Genomic DNA, 18,282 nt, shown 5'->3' with positions numbered 1-18,282 from the left:
GCGAAATATAAATAAAAAGGCAGAAAAGCTAGTCAATGTGAGGCAATGGCTAGTTCTTCTGCCTTTTTAAGATACCGTTACTTTTTTCTAAATACTTTAATTTCGAAAAGAGGAGCATCAAAACTAATTTCTGCTTCGTCGATCATTAAACCTAATAAATGATAATCTTCTTCTTCATGATGGGTGATCCCAAGCAATTCATCATAATAACTTTCAATACTTAGATCCCTAGGTGTATTGAGTAGCTCTAATAAATGAAGGAGATTGTCAGGCTCTTGTTCAGTTTTCCCTTGTATGCTTATATAAAAACCTTCCAATGTAAAATCTACGCCAATTCGGATTTCTTCAATATCGTTTGAAAAGAAGTAAGTCAATAATTCATCTATAATTCGCTTAGCCTTGTCTCTTTCTTGCATGTTGTTTCACCTTTCTGATCTGTAAAATATTATCAAGTAATGGTACCATGACTGCTGCGACAAAACCAGTAGAAAATCCGTTATTATAAAGATTTAGTCCACCATGAAGATAGCTGACATTTGTGACCAATGACATATGTAAAAATCCTGCAATTAGGCCAAAAGTAATACCATAATACCCAGCAATCGGAGCTAAGCTAGTCCCGAAAATGCCAGCAAGTACGACGGTTGTTTGGCTAACTTCAAAGACCGAAGACCACAAAGCTGTTAAATAGACGCTGATTAGTAGCGGTAGACTGTTAAAAAGATGATTCCCAAAGGCACTGAACCCAACAGCAGACAAAATTGCCCCCACAATTGGACCATTAAGAGTAGTTTTACTAACTTGAGTGTAGCCAACAAGTAATAATCCCATTAGAGCCATATTCATCATAGTAGCACCAACACCTGCTATCGAAATGAAATCAGTAATTAATTTTCCAGACGTTTTACTGATCTCTTTTAATCCATTCAGTGAACGATGATTAACAAAAAAACCAACTAAAAACATCAGAATAAATAAAAATATCAGAAAGAAAAGAAGCCTAATATGATACGCAGTAGAAACCAAATTTTTCCCTTCGATTTTCCAGCCAAACATCCTGAGGATTCCAGTGAACATCATTGCAATAAGCCCCGAAGTAAAGCCAACATTATACAAAGAAAAACCTTGATGAAATGTTAGAATATGAGAAGCTAAAGGAGGTAAAATCAAGCCGATAAAAATTCCTACTAAGTAACCTAATGGAATCGAATAGATTAAAGGTAACGAAATACCGAATGTAAGATAGCTAATAATAGGGGATAAGGCACTGCCAAATAAGCTAACGACGATAAACTGTGAAAAAGGTTTTTTCACAATTTTTGCATAAAATAGTCCGCCAATAATGATCGGAATCGAATTATATAAATTTTTTCCAAAAAAAGAACACCCAGAAACAGTAAATAATGCTGCAATCATAGGCCCGTTGATTGGTATTTTTTCTTTTTTAGCTAGTAAAACGCTGATCAAAGTAAGCAAACCGCTGTTGACAAAAGCACTGCCAAAGGTTCCAAGTTCAATATAATCAGTCAACAAGTTACTAGGTGAGGTCAAAATACGTGACATTCCTGACCATAAGATCCCTTGTGGTTCACTGAACAATCCAATAACAATTAAAATGAAACAATAGCCTATCAGAAAATAATAGCTAAAATTTTTTTCTTTCAAGTTTGACTGTTTTTTATCTGTATGTAAAAAAAGTGTCTGGCTATCATTTTTAGCCATAAAAAAATACCCCCGTTATCTATCATTAACTTAACTATAGCCTTTATAGCGTTCATTGGTCAATGATATTTCAACAAAGTTTTCAAAATTATCAGCTTTTTTCAAGATAGTGGTAATTATTGAAAAAATAAGGCGTTAAAAGAGTGTAAAATGAGTACTAGTAACCAGTAAAATGGATAAAGGTAACCGATAAAGGAGTGATTTTTTTGGTTAGAAAAAAAGTATACAAAAAACAACATATTTTAGCAGCTGCTCAAGAGCTATTGATTGAACAAGGATTTTCAGCAATCACTGCGCGAAATGTAGCTGAGTATATGGGAATTTCAACTCAACCTATTTATCTTGAATTCAAAAGTATGGAAGAATTAAAATTGACATTATTAAAAACAACTCATAAACATTTGGAAGCCAAATTCTTATCTAAGACGCAAACAGCAAATCAGATTGTTGATTTCGGATTAAATTATATCGATTTAGCAACTTCAAACAGCAAATTGTACATATCTTTATATATAGATCAACATTCGTACGGTCAAGAGTTACGTGAATTATCATTTTTAGCGTTTCAACAATCACTTCAAAAAGAAGAGAGATACGCAACCGCTACCAAAGAGCAACTTGAGCAGCTGCATTTAGATTTATGGATTGTTGTCACCGGAATAGCCTCGTTAAGTCTTTCTGGAATAGTAGATAGAACACCAGAGCAACTAAAGGTGATTTTTGAAACAATTGAACAAAATTGTACTATTTAACTAAAACAGTTGAACTAGATTGCCTTTTGGTTGATTTAGCTCAACTGTTTTTATATTTTTATATAAAGACGATCGCAGTATAACTAGCATCTATTTACAGCGACCGAGAAGTTTCTAAGCCAAAAGTATTAAATGAATGTCATGAATTCGACTGATTTATTTTGTTTCCTTTACTGCTAAAATAAGTTTATTAAATGAAACATGGAGGAAATAATGTGAAAACAATCAAAGCATTCGTTGTACTTATTCTACTTGGAGGAGCTGCTCTTTTCGGAGCAACAGTATATACAAATAATCAATCAGATGAGCTTTCTGGAACAATTGATCAGCTGAACCCACTTGTTAGCAAAGGGGAGGTATATGTTAAAACCAAAAAGGCAGATCAAATTATTGAACATGGCATTACGATCTATACACAAGAAGCTGTAAACAAGGATGGGAAAAAAAGAGCGATCACCTTTAAAGCAGATCATGAATTGATCACCGACCGTTACCTGAAAATATACAATAAAGGTGCGCACGTAGAGACGTACGAAGAGGTTTCTAGAGAAGCAGTTCCAGAGAAAGCATTGCAACTAATAGATTAAATAATAAAAAGACTGCATATATAATCCGACAAATGTCTCGATTATATATGCAGTCTTTTCTGTAATCAATTTGTTCAAATAGCCTGAGGTATAAAGTCAATTGTACATAAATCATTATAATGAAAATGAATCGTTGCCTTAATACGGCCATCTTCAATTAATTTTTGTGCAGTGTCTTTTACGTCTTCTTGGTCAAATTGCTGAAAATTGATTACCTTTGCTACGAAATGAGGAGCTTTCCGACTGGAAGCCTCAAGGATGAGCGTTTCTACTCGTGGATTGAACGTCATTAGCTTTCACCTCTTTTGTTAACAGTAACACTTTATTCGTAAATTGGATAGTCATTTCACTGTAGTATGAGGATATGGAAAGAAATAGTTTCACAATCTGTTTGGCTAATCGTTTGTTCTATAGGATGAAAAAGCATTATAACTTTTTAACACAGTTAGCTTTTTATGAGAAGAATCAGTTAGTTTTTGTAGTTCATAGATATTTTTTTGCTCGAAATGATGATTCCAAATCAACATCTTTTTTAATAAATGGAGAGAAGGTTGGTAATGTGCTTTTTCTTGCTTTGCGATTTGTTTGATATAGCGACTAAGGATTCGGTACACTCGAATAGAATAGGGAGGTAGCAATAAAAAAATAATATCAGCAGAATCTATTGCAGCCTTGATCCAGTCTTTCGTAGTAGTACCTTCGATAATCCAACGATCATTTGTTAAAATTACTTGTAATTTTTTTGAGGATTCTTCTTCAGAATATGGTTTATCTCCTGAGGGGTGTCGATTCCAAATTAAATTGTCTAGTTCATAATAAGGAACAGCAATTTTAGCAGACAATTGCTTGGCAAATGTCGTTTTTCCACTACCAACAGGACCTACAATCATTATTTTATTCAATTTAAACCTTCATGAAGAAAAAAAGAATGGCAACGAAGCACCATTCTTTTAACGTTTTACTTTTTTGCTTCCTGTAAAATGTTGATTTTTTCAATTTTAATATCTTTAACTGGAACGCTCTTTTCAGAACCAGATTCATTCATTTTTGTTTCAGTATCACTGATTTTGTTCACAATATCCATCCCTTTGATGACTTGTCCAAACACGGAGTAGTTAAAATCTAGGGCTGGTGTTCCACCATTTTTATATGCTTCGATAATTTTTTCAGGATACTCGTCTTTAAGCAGACCATCTGATTTATTCTCCTCATTTTGAACAATATAGAATTGACTTCCTTGTGTTTTATCCGTTACAGGACCGCCAGTTCTTGCCATTGCTAAAGCACCATTTAAGTGGTAAAGATTTGGTGAAATTTCTGGAGCAAATTCTTCATTCCAAATGCTCTCGCCACCAGTTCCATCACCTTTTGGATCACCACTTTGAATCATAAAGTCTTTCACGATTCGATGGAATGTTACATTGTCGTAATAACCATCTTTTGCATGTGTCATAAAGTTTTCAACTGCTTTTGGTGCATATTTTGGAAATAATTTGATTTCAATTGTTCCTTCAGTTGTGACCATTTCTACTAAATCTTCATCTTCACCGACAGTTTCTGACAACTGTGGTAAGTCTAATGCATTTAAATCGACCGATTCAGACGTCTTTGTTTCAGTAGCAGAAGAATCCGCTGATTTTTTCTCATTCTTAGGCCCGCAAGCTGCAAATAAGAGTAATGAAGTTACAAGCGCTGTAGCAGCAATGAATTTTTTTGTTTTCATAAGGTTAAGTCTTCCTTTCAAAAATAGGTACAATTCATAATAACAAATCCTTTATAGAACCGCTAGTCAAAACGGAAAATTTTTAAGATTTACAAAAGGTGTAGACCACTTTTTTTTATTCTGCTATAATGAAAATGGATACATTATAATCAATACAAATCTTAGGAGGCAGTAATAATGGGAAAATTAGGTATTTCTATTTATCCAGAACGTTCAACTTTTGAAAAGGACAAAGCATATCTCGATTTAGCACACAAGTATGGATTTAAACGTGTTTTTACAAGTTTACTTCAAATTACAGACGATAAAGAAAAGGTCTTGGCGGAGTTTAAAAAAGTTGTGGATTATGCTAATAGTCTAGGGATGGAAGTGATGGTGGACATTAATCCTGCCTTATTTGAACAATTAGATATCTCTTATGATGATTTGTCATTCTTTGATGATATGGGCGCTTATGGGGTACGTTTAGATGTTGGTTTTACTGGCGCAGAAGAAGCAAAAATGACACGTAATCCATATGGAATCAAAATCGAAATCAACATGAGTACTGGCACTAGCTATGTCGATAATATTATGAGCTATTCACCAAACACGGATAACTTATTGGGATCACATAATTTTTATCCACATCGTTATTCTGGATTGGGATACGATCATTTTGTTTTCTGTTCTGAAAAATTCAGAAAATATAATTTAAATACAATGGCTTTTGTTAATTCACATGACGCTACATTTGGTCCTTGGCCAACTCAAGATGGACTATGCTCTTTAGAAGATCATCGTGATTTAGAAATCGCAACACAAGTGAAACATCTTGTCTTAACTGGTTTGATCGACGATATTTTGATAGGTAATGCCTATGCTTCAGAAGCTGAATTAAAAGCCATGGCGGATGCATTCAACGCAGAATATCCTTCAATAAAAGTGGATACTGCGTCAGATATCACTGCTGATGAAAAAGAAGTATTGTTTACTAGTCTGCATAGCTATCGTGGTGATCGTTCTGAATATATTTTACGTTCTACGATGACACGTATTCACTTTAAAGACCGCGATTTCCCAGCTCATAATACAAAAGATATGACGAAAGGGGACGTATTAATCGATAATGTTGATTATGGACAATATAAAGGCGAAACACAAATTGCCTTAAAGCCAATGAAAAATGATGGACGTGTAAACGTTGTGGGTCGTATTTCAGAAGATGAGCTATTTTTATTAGACTTTTTGAAACCATGGTCTAGTTTTAAATTGATCGAAAATAAAAAATAATAGTAAAAATGAGCACAAGCTGAAATGATCTTCATTTTAACTTAGGCTCATTTTTTCTTTCTTAAGATTTTACCTAAAGTCTACTTTACAACTCTTTTTTCGATAAAATGGAAAGAAACGAGGTGAAACACATGGAAAAAGAATTAAGCATTTTGCTAACCAAGCTTCAAGGGATTGCTCAAACTGGAAAAAGATATGGAAAAGATGTCTTTGATCAAGAACGTTACGAAGAACTGTCTCAAGTAACGAAACAGCTGATGGCATGTCTTTATCCAACTGTCACAAAGCGAGAAATAGAGATTTTAGTTGACCGAGATGAAGGATACGCAACACCAAAAGTTGATGTTCGAGCGGTTGTATTCAATCAAGAAGGAAAGCTATTATTAGTGAAGGAGAAGAGTGATCACTCTTGGGCATTACCCGGCGGCTGGGCCGACATTGGCTACTCACCTAAAGAAATTGCAGAAAAAGAAACGCTGGAAGAAGCTGGAATCACTGTTAAAGCAAAACGCTTAATTGCAGTATTGGATAAAGCTAAACACCCCTATCCGCCATCCTTAACATATGTTTATAAATTTTTTATTCGCTGTGAACCTCTTGCGGGCACTATTCAAACAGGAATCGAAACAAGTGATGTTGGCTATTTTTTACTTTCAGAAATTTACACCCTTTCTTTATCAAAAGAGCGTACGATTATGGAGAATTATCAGATGATTTTTGCTGATTATCAAAAAGAAAAGAATGAAATAGTTTGTGATTAATATTGCGAAAACTCCTATAAAACATTATACTATTAAAGATTTGAAAAAAATCTGCATCATTTGTCAGTGAAATTGATACGAAATAAACGACATAGATGCTTTTTAACAAGGAGTAATTGGATGAATCGTGTAGTAAAAATCTTAATCGCTTTGGTGGTACTAATCGTTATCGTTTTGTTAGGAGCAGGAATGTACTTCTATAATTATGCAGTAGTTCCCTCACAAAAAGATTTTCTGGCTGGAGATACACCAGGAACAGATGTTGAAACGAAAAAGCCAGAAGAAAAATGGTTTCAAAATGAACATAATCGTTCTTATTGGGATTTGACCTCTAAAGACGGCTTAAAACTGAAAGCCATCTATCTACCTGCTGAAGCAAAAACTGATAAAAATGTTATTATGGCACATGGCTATATGGGGAGTGCTGAAACAATGGCAAGTTTTGCAAAAATGTATCACGACTGGGGTTATAACGTGTTAGTGCCAGATGCTCGTGGGCATGGTGAGAGTGAAGGAGATTATATTGGCTTTGGCTGGCCTGAAAGAAAAGATTATCTTCAGTGGATCGATAAAGTTATAACTGAAAATGGTAAAGAAGCCCAAATTACGTTATATGGCATTAGTATGGGTGGTGCTACCGTTATGATGACAAGTGGTGAAACGTTACCTAACAATGTCAAAGCAATCGTCGAGGACTGTGGTTACTCAACGGTCAATAGCGAACTTGCTTATCAATTAAAAGATATGTTTAATTTACCTTCGTTCCCATTAGTGCCAGTTACAAGTATGATCACTAAAATTCGTGCAGGCTATTTCTTTGGTGAAGCCAGTTCTGTTGCACAATTGAAGAAAAATACGCTTCCGATGTTGTTTATTCATGGTGATGCGGATAAGTTTGTTCCGTTTGAAATGCTGGATGACGTCTATAATGCTACAAATGGGCCAAAAGAGAAATATGTTGTTTCAGGTGCTGCACATGCTAAAGCCTTTACAGTCGATCCTAAAACCTATCAAGAAACAGTTGCAGCCTTTTTAAAAAAATATGTAAATTGACAATTATCGTCATTCAGTTGAAAAACTGGATGATGATCTTTTTTAATGCAAAATTTTCCTTATTTTGCCTAAAACTTCATTCTAACAATCTATTCTTATTAATTTTATGATTTTACTATACATAAGCTAGAATTCTTTGATATGATAATAAATAGAAATGAGGTAAAATAGATGGAAGAACAAATCATTGACTACTTGCATTTTTTACAAATAGAACGAGGCCTTTCTCTTAATACTAGGAAGAGCTATGAACGAGACTTAAACAAATATTTGGCATTTTTAAAAAATCAAAAAATCGATACTTGGCAGCTAATTGATCGCTATATAGTCATGGAATACTTACAACAGTTACATAATGAAGATAACTCATCAGCAACTATTATTCGCATGATTTCAAGTTTAAGAGGGTTTCACCAATTCTTAAGACAAGAACGAATCACCGACCATGACCCTATGCAACATATTGATTCTCCTAAAAAAGCGCAAAAACTTCCTAGTACACTTTCGGTCGAAGAAGTTACTTTATTGATTGAAACACCAGATACAACGAAACCTTTAGGAATAAGAAATCGGACGATCCTAGAAGTAATGTATGCAACAGGACTACGTGTCAGTGAATTAGTAGACTTGAAAATAGGTGATTTACACTTATCGATTGGCTTGTTGCAAACGATTGGTAAAGGAGACAAAGAACGCATCATTCCGTTAGGAGATTACGCAATTCAATGGATCGAAAAATACATGGAAGAAGCACGACCTATTTTGATCAAAAAAAATCAAAATGAGACCCGCTTATTTGTGAATCATCATGGGAAACCATTATCACGTCAAGGTGTTTGGAAAAATCTAAATCAAATTGTCCAAACTGCTGGAATCACTAAGAATATCACTCCTCACACACTCCGACATAGCTTTGCAACACATCTATTAGAAAACGGCGCCGATTTGAGAATCGTTCAGGAACTTTTAGGACATGCGGATATCTCGACGACACAAATTTATACTCATATTACGAAACAGCGAATGGCAGATGTTTATAAGCAACATTTCCCTAGAGCTTAATAATCAAAAAGCGAAAAGAAGGTGAGATCATGTTAAACTATTATCGAAAAGAGCAACGGAAGATTGCGCTCGGCTTATTGAGCTTTCATCAAAAAATGACAGAATACCAGTCGCTTTTAAAAGAACTTGATATGTATGAATCAGAAGAGAATTTACATCTACTTTTTTGGGTTCCGACCGGTGAACAAAATATTCAAGGAATCATTGGATTTGAAATAGAAACGTCTGAAGAGATGATAATACATGACATATCGATCAATCCTTCTTTTAGAGGTGAAAAATTTGGATTTGATTTGCTGGACGAAGTGGTAAAATTATATCCTGAAACAAAAGTTTACGGGACTTTGGCCACATCTAATTATTTATCTAAGTGGAAAGAACACAACACTTGATTTTTATGGTAAACTAAAGAGCTGAAAAAGAAAGTTGGATGAACTTGCAGGAAATTAATGTAAAATTAGATGTATTTGAAGGACCGCTGGATCTTCTTTTACATTTGATTCAAAAATTGGAAATCGATATTTATGATATTCCAATCGCTGCCGTAACAGAACAGTATATGACCTATATCCATACAATGAAAACATTGGAGTTAGAAATTGCTGGTGAATATTTAGTGATGGCAGCCACATTGATGGCAATTAAAAGTAAAATGCTCTTACCAAAGCAAGAGTTGGAAATGACAGAAGACGATGAAATTCTCGATGGCGAAGATCCGCGAGATGCTTTAGTTGCCCAGTTATTAGAATATCGTAAATTTAAATATGCGGCTGGTCTATTGCATGAAAAAGAGTCGGAAAGAAGTCTTTATTACACGAAAGAGCCGATGGATATTGATGAATATAAAGAGGACAACCCGTTATTAGAACCAAACCAATTAAATACAATTGATTTATTTTTAGCTTTTCATGCGATGTTGGAAAAGAAAAAAGGTCGCCAACCGGTAGAAACAACTGTTACTGGTGATGATGTGTCAATCGAAGAAAAAATTACAACGATTGCTAATAAAATGGCTCGACTCGACCGAGATACCCCGATAAACTTTGAATCGTTTTTCACAACGTATTCTAAGCAAGAAGTTGTGACCACTTTTATGGCTTTATTGGAATTGATGAAAAAAGGTCGCATTCATGTAGAGCAAGAAGACAATTACAGTACAATTTTATTATACAATAGATCTGAAGAGATTGAATCAAGTACGGAGGAAACAGCGTGACCACAGTTAGTCAAATCGAAGCGATTCTATTTGTTGTTGGTGAAGAAGGAATTGGATTAGAAGAATTATCTTTTCTATTAGGATTATCTACTGCCAAAACATACGAAGCATTGACCGCTTTAAAAGAACGCTATGAATCAGATAAACAAACCGCATTAAATATTTTAGAAGTCGGCAATCACTTTATATTGTCTACTAAAAAAACATTTGCGCCGTTACTCAAAAAATATGCGCAATCACCTATCTCAAATTCTCTATCTCAAGCTGCTCTTGAAACCTTGTCAATCGTGGCGTACAAGCAACCCATTTCAAGAGTAGAAGTAGATGAGATTAGAGGCGTGCAGTCAGCAGGTTCGATGCAAAAACTTGTTGCTCGTCAACTCATTGAAGAAAAAGGCCGGGTGGACGGACCTGGTCGAGCCATTTTGTATGGAACAACTGCTTATTTCATGGATTATTTTGGGTTGAAAAACTTAGAGGAGTTACCGGATATCCAGCAAATGGAAGAAGAAATCGCTGAAGAGTTACCTTTAGACCTCTTTTTCGACCGTTACAAAGAATTAAATGAAGAAGATGCAACAACGGACACAAACGAATCGGAGGAAAAAAACTAGATGGAAAGACTTCAAAAAGTAATTGCGCATGCAGGAATCGCATCACGCAGAAAAGCAGAAGAGTATATCGTCAATGGACGTGTGAAAGTAAATGGTAAAATCGTTCGTGAATTAGGCACGCAAGTCGGAAAAAGCGACAAAGTCGAAGTAGACGATGTGCCGATTTATAAAGAAGAATATGGGTATTATCTTTTTTACAAACCAAAAGGGGTCATTTCTGCTGTTTCTGATGATAAAGGTAGAAAAGTTGTTACAGATTTTTTCTCTCACATCAAAGAACGGATTTATCCTGTCGGTCGATTGGATTATGATACATCGGGCTTGTTATTGTTAACAAATGACGGTGAATTTTCGCAAAAATTAACCCATCCAAGCCATGAAATTGATAAAGTGTATGTTGCAAAAGTAAAGGGATTAGCGAAAAAACATGATTTACTTCCATTAACTAAAGGAATGAAGATCGAAGGCTATAAAACAGCACCCGCGGCTTTTGAGATTATATCTGTTGACCTTAAGACAAATACAAGTATTGTAGAGTTAACAATACACGAGGGACGCAATCACCAAGTGAAAAAAATGTTGCAAGCAGTGGGCTACCCTGTTCAAAAATTAAAAAGAGAAAAATATGGTGATCTCACCTTAAAAGGACTACGTCCAGGTGAATATCGTAATTTGAATAAAAAAGAAATTAGTGTACTCTTGAATCAATCAAAATAAGCATATGTTAAAGAGTATCGGCTAGCAATATAGTCTAATTTAGGCTGAGCAACAAAATGGATCGATTATTTTGTTGTTCAGTTTATTTAATTTTCAGATTCAGCTGAAAAACTAAAAGATTGCTTTTTTGTAATATCATTGTATAATGAACTTGTACAAAAATTTAATAAAGGTTCGTCTTCAGGGGCAGGGTGAAATTCCCGACCGGTGGTTATAGTCCACGACCTACTTCATTTGAAGTGGCTGAATTGGTGAAATTCCAATACCGACAGTAAAGTCTGGATAAAGAAGATAGGGCTTATTTGAATTGGCATTTTTCAGATAAGATAACTCTACTCTATTTTCCCTGTTGGAAAATAGAGTTTTTGCTGTGAATCACTACGACTGGCTTCGCCAGAGTAGATGATGAACAGTACTTGGCGAGCGTAGCCGAGCGAAGTGACCATACAAAAGAATCACAACCAGTTAGCTAACATTTCAAGAAATACGTGTTGAAAGGCATCATCAGAGTAGATGATGAACAGTACTTGCCGAGCGAAGTGACCATACAAAAGAATCACAATCAGTTAGCTAACATCTCAAGAAATACGTGGTTGAAAGGCATCATCAGAGTAGATGATGAACAGTACTTGCCGAGCGAAGTGACCATACAAAAGAATCACAATCAGTTAGCTAACATCTCAAGAAATACGTGGTTGAAAGGCATCATCAGAGTAGATGATGAACAGTACTTCTCAGAGCTAACATTCATACTAAAATACTGAAAAACTAAAAATGAGTGACTCTTTGGCACAATACACGCTCAATGGCTGTTGAACATTAGCCAAACAAACACAGCAAATCAAGAAGAATCAACTGAAAAAGTCAATTTAGAAAAGTTCGTTTGAAGATGGGTCCTTAACAGGAGGATTTCATATGCGGAACAACAAGGTACAAAAAATGGTAAGTGTAGCAATGTTAGCAGCAATCGGTGTCGTTTTACAATTTGTGGCATTTCCGATCATCCCTACTTTCAATTTTTTGAAAATCGATTTTAGTGATATTCCAGTGATGATCAGTATGTTTTTATTTGGACCATTAGCAGGAATTACAACAGCTTTTATTCGATCACTATTGCATCTATTCACTACAGGAGCATCACCGCAAAATTTAGTAGGAGATGTAGCGAGCTTTTTCGCAACAACTGTTTTCACCTTACCAATGTATTATTTTTTCAAGCGGGGAAGTAATAAGCTTTCCAACAAAGTATTAGGGGTTTTAACTGGGATCATCGCTTTGACAGTCTTTATGAGTGTAGCGAATTACTTTGTGATCACACCAATTTACTTAAAATTATTTGGCGCATCTGCTAGTGAGTACTTACAAATGTCTTTAGCGAAATATGTGACAATCGGTATTTTGCCCTTTAATTTGATTAAAGGAGCAATCGTAAGTGCTGTTTTTTTAGTTCTTCATGCCAAACTTTTACCATGGCTTACTAGAAAACAATATCAGCTAGGGAATAAAAATACGCTAATCAAATAACTTAATAATAAAATAAGGAAAGCGAGGCTGAGACAGAAGTGTTTAATCACGAGAAATAAGAAGGGATTCACGAAAATTGATCTTCAAATTTTTGTGAATTTCAGCTTTTTTCCAAAGGGATTGCTTCTGCTCCCACCGTTTATCCGGATTCTGTGTGAGTGGGATATGACTCAAAGAGTTATGTCCCACTCACGTTTTTTTAGGATCAAGTCAAAATCGTCTATCTCTTAGAGCATTTCTGATAAAATAGAAATGACGAAAAATTGGAGGGGAACTAAAAATGAAAAAATGGCAAAAAAGAGTACTTTGGCTAATCGGAGTCATTGCTGCGTTGATTCTAGTTGCACTTTTCTATATTAAAACGATTACCTACACGCCTACGACAGCTGCTATAGAGAGTGCGGAAAAAGCAACTGTCGAAAATGGAACTTTGGCTTTTAAAGGTGATCAAGAAAAGCCAGCTCTGATTTTTTATCAAGGCGCATTGGTTGAAAATACAAGCTACAGTATTTGGGCTAAAAAAGTAGCTGAGGCAGGTTTTTCTGTTTATCTGGTAAAAGAGCCGTTAAACCTTGCTGTTTTAGGTCAAAATAAAGCAGAAACGATCATTCAAAGCAATCATCTGACGAGTTACGTGATAGGTGGACATTCTCTTGGCGGAGTTATGGCTAGTCGCTTCGCAGCCGAACAAATGAAGGATAATGAATTGAAAGGGGTCTTTTTTTTAGCAAGCTATCCAGATGAAAAGGGGAGTTTGAAATCTTTTCAAGGCCAAGTTCTTTCATTAACAGGCTCTAAAGATGGTGTTTTAAATTGGGATGCGTATAACAAAGCTAAAAAATATTTACCTGAACAAACAATGTATCACGAAATTTCAGGAGGCAATCATGCTGGATTCGGTAGTTATGGTGAACAAAAAGGGGATAAATCTGCGCAAGTAAGTAACGATGAGCAACAAGAATGGATAGCGTATCAACTTATTGAATGGCTGAAAACAATCAACTAAAACACTGAGAAGAGAACTTCTGTATCTTAGGAGGTTCTCTTCTCAGTGTTTTATCCCATAAATTATTCGCTTTTCTTTATTTTTCATCGATCTCTATTGCACGAACAGGACATTTGCGGTACGCTGTTAACGCATTGTTTCTTTCTTTTTCAGGAACAAATTCTTGATAAGCAGAATGATCATTTTTTAAAATGACGATACCATCGTCATTATAATCAAAAATTTCTGGTGCATACACTTGGCATAATCCACAGGCAATACACTTTTCAGGTATTATTTTACATAACATATAAGCACATCCTATTCTATCATTGAAAGAGGTGAAGAGATGAAACCCACCTTTATTTTAGCGTTGTTACAACATGGATACAAGGTAAGAACATCAACTTTGTATCACTTATTAAAAGGCAAACGCACAAGTTCAGTGTTACTCTATGGTTTTTTATATGAAAATTTACGTTTTTTTCAATTCACTCCCGACTTGTCTGAAAGTAAATTTAATCAACTAATAACTCGTTTAATCGAGCAAAAACTACTCTACCAAACATCTGACGATAAAGTGCAGATTACGGCGCAGGGTGAGATGCTAGTTCAAGCTGCTGATAAAGATTTTTCACAGATCGATAATTACCGTTTCGGTAAAACCGATGAAGCAATTTGGCGCTTATTACAGTTCACTGTACAGGTCGTTTCTCATCTATCCTATGTAAATAAAGACTACATTCCACTAGAACAATCGCCATTGTATCAAAAGCAAGTGAAAATGTACATAAAATCAATGCCTAAATCACTACTGATCAAAAATGTTAAAGAAGAATGGCATTACATTTTTTCTTGTTTAGGCCGAAAAGATGCCAATTTTTTTGCGCAACAATTTTCTGGCTATGAACGAACAGGTAAAGCTTCTTTTCAATTGATGGAGTCCAGACAGAAAGCGTTTGAACAGTTCTTGATCAAAAAAGCAAAGTTACATCATTTACTATTTGTGATGGAGCAGCTACCAGAACGCAGTTTCCTAAAAAGATTGGTTGCACCGCTGATCAATCAAAATGAAAATAAAAGTATGGCAGAAACTAGGATGTATTTAAAAACAGAAAGTTCACTAGAAATATTAGCGCAACAAAGGGGCATAAAAGTCAGCACGATCAAAGATCATTTAATGGAATTGGCGTTGACCAACGATTTTCCTTTTGAGCGATTTATATCAAATAAGACTGGTCGCATACTAGCTGAGCAGTCAAAGCCTTATCAGGAATGGGAGTATCGAACGATCAAAAATATTTTTCCAGAACTAGACTACTTCGAATTTCGTTTGTATCAAATTCAAAAACTTCGGGAAGAAAGAGAATATAGCTAATGAAGATTGATTTAGAGCAATTATTATATGATAAATTTGGTTTCAGTAGCTTTAAACCAGGGCAAAAAGAAGTAATTGAACATTTGTTGGAAAAACACGACACGCTAGCCGTTTTACCAACAGGTACAGGCAAATCTTTATGTTATCAAATGGTGGGACAACTTGTCCAAGGAACAGTTATTATTGTTTCACCATTGCTGTCTTTGATGGAAGATCAAGTAATTCAATTACAAAAAAAAGGCGAAAACCGTGTGATTGCTTTAAATAGCAGTCTTTCATTTTTAGAAAAGCAATATGTATTGAATCATTTAAGTGAGTATAAATTTATTTTGATCAGTCCAGAAACACTCACACAAAAAGAGGTTCGCAACAAAATAGCGAACGTGAATATTGCCTTATTTGTAATTGATGAAGCCCATTGTGTGTCACAATGGGGAGTCGATTTTAGACCCGAATATACGAAATTGGCTAAAATACAGGAAGAATGCGGTTTTCCATTAACCTTAGCATTGACTGCGACGGCAACACCTAATGTAAAAAAAGAAATCCTCAAACAAGTATTTACTCAGCAAAAGGCTGTTTGTGAAGTGGTTTTCTCTGTGGATCGGCCTAACATTGGATTGATCGTCAATCGAACACTAGAAAAAAATGAGACGCTGCTTTCATACGTAACACAGTTGAAAAGCAAGGGAATCGTTTATTGTGCCACAAGGAAAAACACCGAAAAGATCAATCAACTGATTAATGAACAAACCGATTTGAAGTCTGCTTTTTATCATGGCGGCTTGACAACAAATGAACGGAGTTTGTTACAGCAACAATTTGTATCGAATCAATTAGATGTTCTTTGTGCAACAAATGCTTTTGGCATGGGCATCGATAAACCGGATGTCCGTTTTGTTATCCATTATGATTGTCCTGATAGTCTAGAAAATTATGTTCAGGAAATTGGGCGCGCCGGGCGAGATCAACAACCTAGCATTGCGGTTTTGCTTTATCAAAAAGGGGATGAATCGATTCACTATTATTTCCAGTCAGAAAGTCGGCTTGATCGCACGCTTTTAAATGATTTAGCAGTAAACCAAACAGAAGATACAAAAAAAATAATGCCAGAACTGAATGAAATTCAACAAAAATGGCTGCAGGGATATTTGGAAAAGGAATATACTATTGAGGAACTAGAACAGAGATTATTAAGAAAAGAGAAAGAACGTCAACAGCAGTTAAATGTTATGCTAAACTACATTAAAGAAGAAAAATGCCGTCGCACCTTTATTCAGAGGTATTTTTCTGAGGAGGTCACGAAATCATCACCAGAAAGTTGTTGTGATTGTTGTGGCTTATCCTTTGACAACTTCAAACGACAGATAGTACAATCACCAGAAGAAAAAGAAATCCCCGAACAATGGGAGGACATTTTGATAAGATTATTTAAAGAATAAAAATAATCTTTTTTTAGACTGCAGTTGATAAAAAGCTGTGGTATAATAGCAAACGAGAGAATTTTAGGAGGAACGATACGTGAGTAAAAAAGATAATAGAAAACCATCAGGTGCACGTGAACCTTGGGAGCAGTCAATCTATGATACAGATAAAAATACTGGGGGTTCCCGCTCAGAAAAACGTCAACAAAAAAAAGGGAATACGGTTTTCCTAACAATTTTAGTTATCTTATTACTGTTGATCATTACTCTGCCTGTCGGAACATACCTTTATGTGATGAGAGATAAACCGAGTGATAACAAACAAGCGAGTCAACCATCTTCTTCTGTTGTTGTTCAATCATCAACAAAAGAAAGTTCGGAACAACCATCATCAAGTACGTCACAAGAAGTTTCAGAGTCAAGCAATAGTGGAGTAGAAGAGACAACACCAACAAGTTCAGTAGAAGAGGCAGCAGCCTACACAGAGGTACTCAATGGTGAAGGACCAAATCAAGTTGCGACAAGAAATGGTATCTCAACTGAAGAATTATTACAATTAAATGGCTTGGGCTTGGATTCTGTATTACAACCTGGGCAATCACTACGTGTCAAATAACAATCAAGCAACAGTTGACTGATTACTTTTAAGGGTCTGAAACAAAACAATCAACGTTTTGTACCAGACTCTTTTACTATGTGACAAATAAAGGAGTTCAACATGAAAAAGATAAGCATTGCAATCGATGGACCAGCCTCTTCAGGAAAAAGTACAGTAGCGAAGATATTGGCTAAAAAATTAGGTTATATTTATTGTGATACAGGAGCAATGTATCGGGCATTGACCTATTTAGCAATTACAAAAAATATTGATTTTGAAGATGAAAAAGCACTAGTTGATCTGTGCCTTGAGCATAGGATTTCATTTGAGCAGACGGAAAAAGAACAATTAGTTTTCATTGATGGTGCGCAAGTTACAGAAGCTATCAGACAACCTGATGTGACGAACGCTGTTTCGATCGTTGCAAAACATGGTGCTGTACGAGCAAAAATGGTTGAACTGCAGCAAATGATTGGACGCGCAGGTGGTGTTGTGATGGACGGACGAGATATCGGTACAGCGGTACTGCCGGATGCAGAAGTCAAAATATTCTTAGTCGCTAGTGTGATTGAACGTGCGCAAAGACGTTACAAAGAAAATCAAGAAAAAGGAATCTCAACTGATTTTGAGACCTTAAAGAAAGAAATCGAACAACGTGATTATCTTGATTCAACGAGAAAAGTATCTCCTTTAAAACAAGCAGTTGATGCTGTTAAAATCGATACGACTGGGATGGGCATCGAGGAAGTTGTCAAAGCGATTGAAGAGATTATTTCAACCAAAAACTAAATGCTTTGTTCTAATTAACTTGCAATCAAGAAAGTATGACTCAAGTAAAAGTTATACTTTCTTTGTCTTAAAGCAAGAAAATCTCCTCTTATTTGCAAGAAAAAA

23 protein-coding genes and 1 riboswitch are annotated in these 18,282 nt (G+C 35.4%); of the genes, 17 read left to right on the top strand and 6 right to left on the bottom strand.

Annotation, left to right across the window (positions count from 1 at the left end):
- Positions 1 to 77: 77 nt before the first annotated feature.
- Together IGJ50_RS08490 and IGJ50_RS08485 are read right to left on the bottom strand one after the other, a co-directional pair.
- Positions 78 to 416, bottom strand: a complete 339-nt coding sequence (locus tag IGJ50_RS08490) for a hypothetical protein (protein ID WP_429949871.1) — start codon at positions 414 to 416, stop codon at positions 78 to 80.
- Positions 394 to 1,722, bottom strand: a complete 1,329-nt coding sequence (locus IGJ50_RS08485; protein WP_429949869.1) for a DUF1576 domain-containing protein — start codon at positions 1,720 to 1,722, stop codon at positions 394 to 396. Before IGJ50_RS08485 ends, IGJ50_RS08490 begins: the two co-directional genes overlap by 23 nt.
- A gap of 206 nt (positions 1,723 to 1,928) precedes the next feature.
- Here IGJ50_RS08485 and IGJ50_RS08480 point away from each other — a divergent pair, with 206 nt between their 5' ends.
- Both IGJ50_RS08480 and IGJ50_RS08475 read left to right on the top strand, forming a co-directional pair.
- Positions 1,929 to 2,474 (top strand): TetR/AcrR family transcriptional regulator, encoded by a 546-nt coding sequence (locus IGJ50_RS08480; RefSeq protein ID WP_429949868.1) that lies wholly within the window; start codon positions 1,929 to 1,931, stop codon positions 2,472 to 2,474.
- Positions 2,475 to 2,689: 215 nt separating this feature from the next.
- Positions 2,690 to 3,061, top strand: a complete 372-nt coding sequence (locus IGJ50_RS08475; RefSeq protein ID WP_429949867.1) for a YxeA family protein — start codon at positions 2,690 to 2,692, stop codon at positions 3,059 to 3,061.
- 74 nt (positions 3,062 to 3,135) lie between these two features.
- On the opposite strand, the gene IGJ50_RS08470 is transcribed toward IGJ50_RS08475, so the two are convergent.
- From IGJ50_RS08470 to IGJ50_RS08460, 3 genes are all read right to left on the bottom strand, one after another.
- Positions 3,136 to 3,351, bottom strand: coding sequence for a hypothetical protein (locus IGJ50_RS08470; protein WP_069641324.1), 216 nt, complete (start codon positions 3,349 to 3,351; stop codon positions 3,136 to 3,138).
- Positions 3,352 to 3,456: 105 nt separating this feature from the next.
- Positions 3,457 to 3,963 carry a hypothetical protein gene (locus IGJ50_RS08465; RefSeq protein ID WP_429949865.1) on the bottom strand — a complete coding sequence of 169 codons (507 nt, stop codon included), beginning with the start codon at positions 3,961 to 3,963 and terminating at the stop codon, positions 3,457 to 3,459.
- A gap of 56 nt (positions 3,964 to 4,019) precedes the next feature.
- Positions 4,020 to 4,784 (bottom strand): peptidylprolyl isomerase, encoded by a 765-nt coding sequence (locus IGJ50_RS08460; protein ID WP_069641326.1) that lies wholly within the window; start codon positions 4,782 to 4,784, stop codon positions 4,020 to 4,022.
- A 177-nt stretch (positions 4,785 to 4,961) separates the two neighbouring features.
- On the opposite strand from IGJ50_RS08460, the gene IGJ50_RS08455 reads away from it, so the two are divergent.
- The 11 genes from IGJ50_RS08455 to IGJ50_RS08405 all read left to right on the top strand — a co-directional run bounded on the left by IGJ50_RS08455 (position 4,962) and on the right by IGJ50_RS08405 (position 14,009).
- On the top strand, positions 4,962 to 6,056 hold the full coding sequence (locus tag IGJ50_RS08455) for a DUF871 domain-containing protein (RefSeq protein WP_429949864.1): 1,095 nt from the start codon (positions 4,962 to 4,964) through the stop codon (positions 6,054 to 6,056).
- Between the two features lie 131 nt (positions 6,057 to 6,187).
- Positions 6,188 to 6,817, top strand: coding sequence for an NUDIX hydrolase N-terminal domain-containing protein (locus IGJ50_RS08450; protein ID WP_429949863.1), 630 nt, complete (start codon positions 6,188 to 6,190; stop codon positions 6,815 to 6,817).
- Between the two features lie 120 nt (positions 6,818 to 6,937).
- Positions 6,938 to 7,870, top strand: a complete 933-nt coding sequence (locus IGJ50_RS08445; protein ID WP_429949861.1) for an alpha/beta hydrolase — start codon at positions 6,938 to 6,940, stop codon at positions 7,868 to 7,870.
- A 171-nt stretch (positions 7,871 to 8,041) separates the two neighbouring features.
- On the top strand, positions 8,042 to 8,932 hold the full coding sequence (gene xerD, locus IGJ50_RS08440) for a site-specific tyrosine recombinase XerD (RefSeq protein WP_069641330.1): 891 nt from the start codon (positions 8,042 to 8,044) through the stop codon (positions 8,930 to 8,932).
- A gap of 29 nt (positions 8,933 to 8,961) precedes the next feature.
- Positions 8,962 to 9,324: a GNAT family N-acetyltransferase gene (locus IGJ50_RS08435; RefSeq protein WP_069641331.1), complete on the top strand. Its 363-nt coding sequence runs from the start codon at positions 8,962 to 8,964 to the stop codon at positions 9,322 to 9,324.
- A gap of 44 nt (positions 9,325 to 9,368) precedes the next feature.
- Positions 9,369 to 10,148: a segregation/condensation protein A gene (locus IGJ50_RS08430; RefSeq protein ID WP_069641429.1), complete on the top strand. Its 780-nt coding sequence runs from the start codon at positions 9,369 to 9,371 to the stop codon at positions 10,146 to 10,148.
- Positions 10,145 to 10,762 carry an SMC-Scp complex subunit ScpB gene (gene scpB / locus IGJ50_RS08425; protein WP_069641332.1) on the top strand — a complete coding sequence of 206 codons (618 nt, stop codon included), beginning with the start codon at positions 10,145 to 10,147 and terminating at the stop codon, positions 10,760 to 10,762. Before IGJ50_RS08430 ends, scpB begins: the two co-directional genes overlap by 4 nt.
- Positions 10,763 to 11,479: a pseudouridine synthase gene (locus IGJ50_RS08420; RefSeq protein ID WP_429949859.1), complete on the top strand. Its 717-nt coding sequence runs from the start codon at positions 10,763 to 10,765 to the stop codon at positions 11,477 to 11,479.
- A gap of 172 nt (positions 11,480 to 11,651) precedes the next feature.
- Positions 11,652 to 11,776, top strand: a riboswitch (FMN riboswitch).
- Positions 11,777 to 11,967: 191 nt separating this feature from the next.
- Entirely contained in the window at positions 11,968 to 12,243 is a 276-nt protein-coding gene (locus IGJ50_RS08415) for a hypothetical protein (protein ID WP_429949858.1), read from the top strand.
- Between the two features lie 151 nt (positions 12,244 to 12,394).
- Positions 12,395 to 13,003 (top strand): ECF transporter S component, encoded by a 609-nt coding sequence (locus tag IGJ50_RS08410; protein ID WP_069641334.1) that lies wholly within the window; start codon positions 12,395 to 12,397, stop codon positions 13,001 to 13,003.
- A gap of 280 nt (positions 13,004 to 13,283) precedes the next feature.
- The gene (locus IGJ50_RS08405) at positions 13,284 to 14,009 is read left to right on the top strand and encodes an alpha/beta hydrolase (RefSeq protein ID WP_429949856.1); all 726 of its coding nucleotides are present in this window, start codon (positions 13,284 to 13,286) and stop codon (positions 14,007 to 14,009) included.
- 76 nt (positions 14,010 to 14,085) lie between these two features.
- On the opposite strand, the gene IGJ50_RS08400 is transcribed toward IGJ50_RS08405, so the two are convergent.
- A complete protein-coding gene (locus tag IGJ50_RS08400) occupies positions 14,086 to 14,298 on the bottom strand; it encodes a ferredoxin (protein WP_069641336.1) in 213 nt (70 codons plus the stop codon).
- A gap of 39 nt (positions 14,299 to 14,337) precedes the next feature.
- Between IGJ50_RS08400 and IGJ50_RS08395 the strand changes: the two genes are divergently transcribed.
- The 4 genes from IGJ50_RS08395 to cmk all read left to right on the top strand — a co-directional run bounded on the left by IGJ50_RS08395 (position 14,338) and on the right by cmk (position 18,177).
- Positions 14,338 to 15,366 (top strand): helix-turn-helix domain-containing protein, encoded by a 1,029-nt coding sequence (locus tag IGJ50_RS08395; protein WP_429949854.1) that lies wholly within the window; start codon positions 14,338 to 14,340, stop codon positions 15,364 to 15,366.
- Positions 15,366 to 16,808 (top strand): RecQ family ATP-dependent DNA helicase, encoded by a 1,443-nt coding sequence (locus tag IGJ50_RS08390; RefSeq protein ID WP_429949853.1) that lies wholly within the window; start codon positions 15,366 to 15,368, stop codon positions 16,806 to 16,808. Before IGJ50_RS08395 ends, IGJ50_RS08390 begins: the two co-directional genes overlap by 1 nt.
- A 79-nt stretch (positions 16,809 to 16,887) precedes the next feature.
- Positions 16,888 to 17,406 carry an SAG1386/EF1546 family surface-associated protein gene (locus tag IGJ50_RS08385; RefSeq protein WP_069641339.1) on the top strand — a complete coding sequence of 173 codons (519 nt, stop codon included), beginning with the start codon at positions 16,888 to 16,890 and terminating at the stop codon, positions 17,404 to 17,406.
- A 102-nt stretch (positions 17,407 to 17,508) separates the two neighbouring features.
- Entirely contained in the window at positions 17,509 to 18,177 is a 669-nt protein-coding gene (cmk, locus tag IGJ50_RS08380) for a (d)CMP kinase (protein WP_207121434.1), read from the top strand.
- Positions 18,178 to 18,282 lie beyond the last annotated feature (105 nt).

The sequence above is a fragment of the Enterococcus sp. AZ101 genome (assembly GCF_050499005.1).
GTDB lineage: Bacteria > Bacillota > Bacilli > Lactobacillales > Enterococcaceae > Enterococcus_L > Enterococcus_L ureilyticus.
The sequence above is the reverse complement of the archived record's forward strand: the minus strand, read 5'-3'. Positions and strand labels throughout refer to the sequence as shown.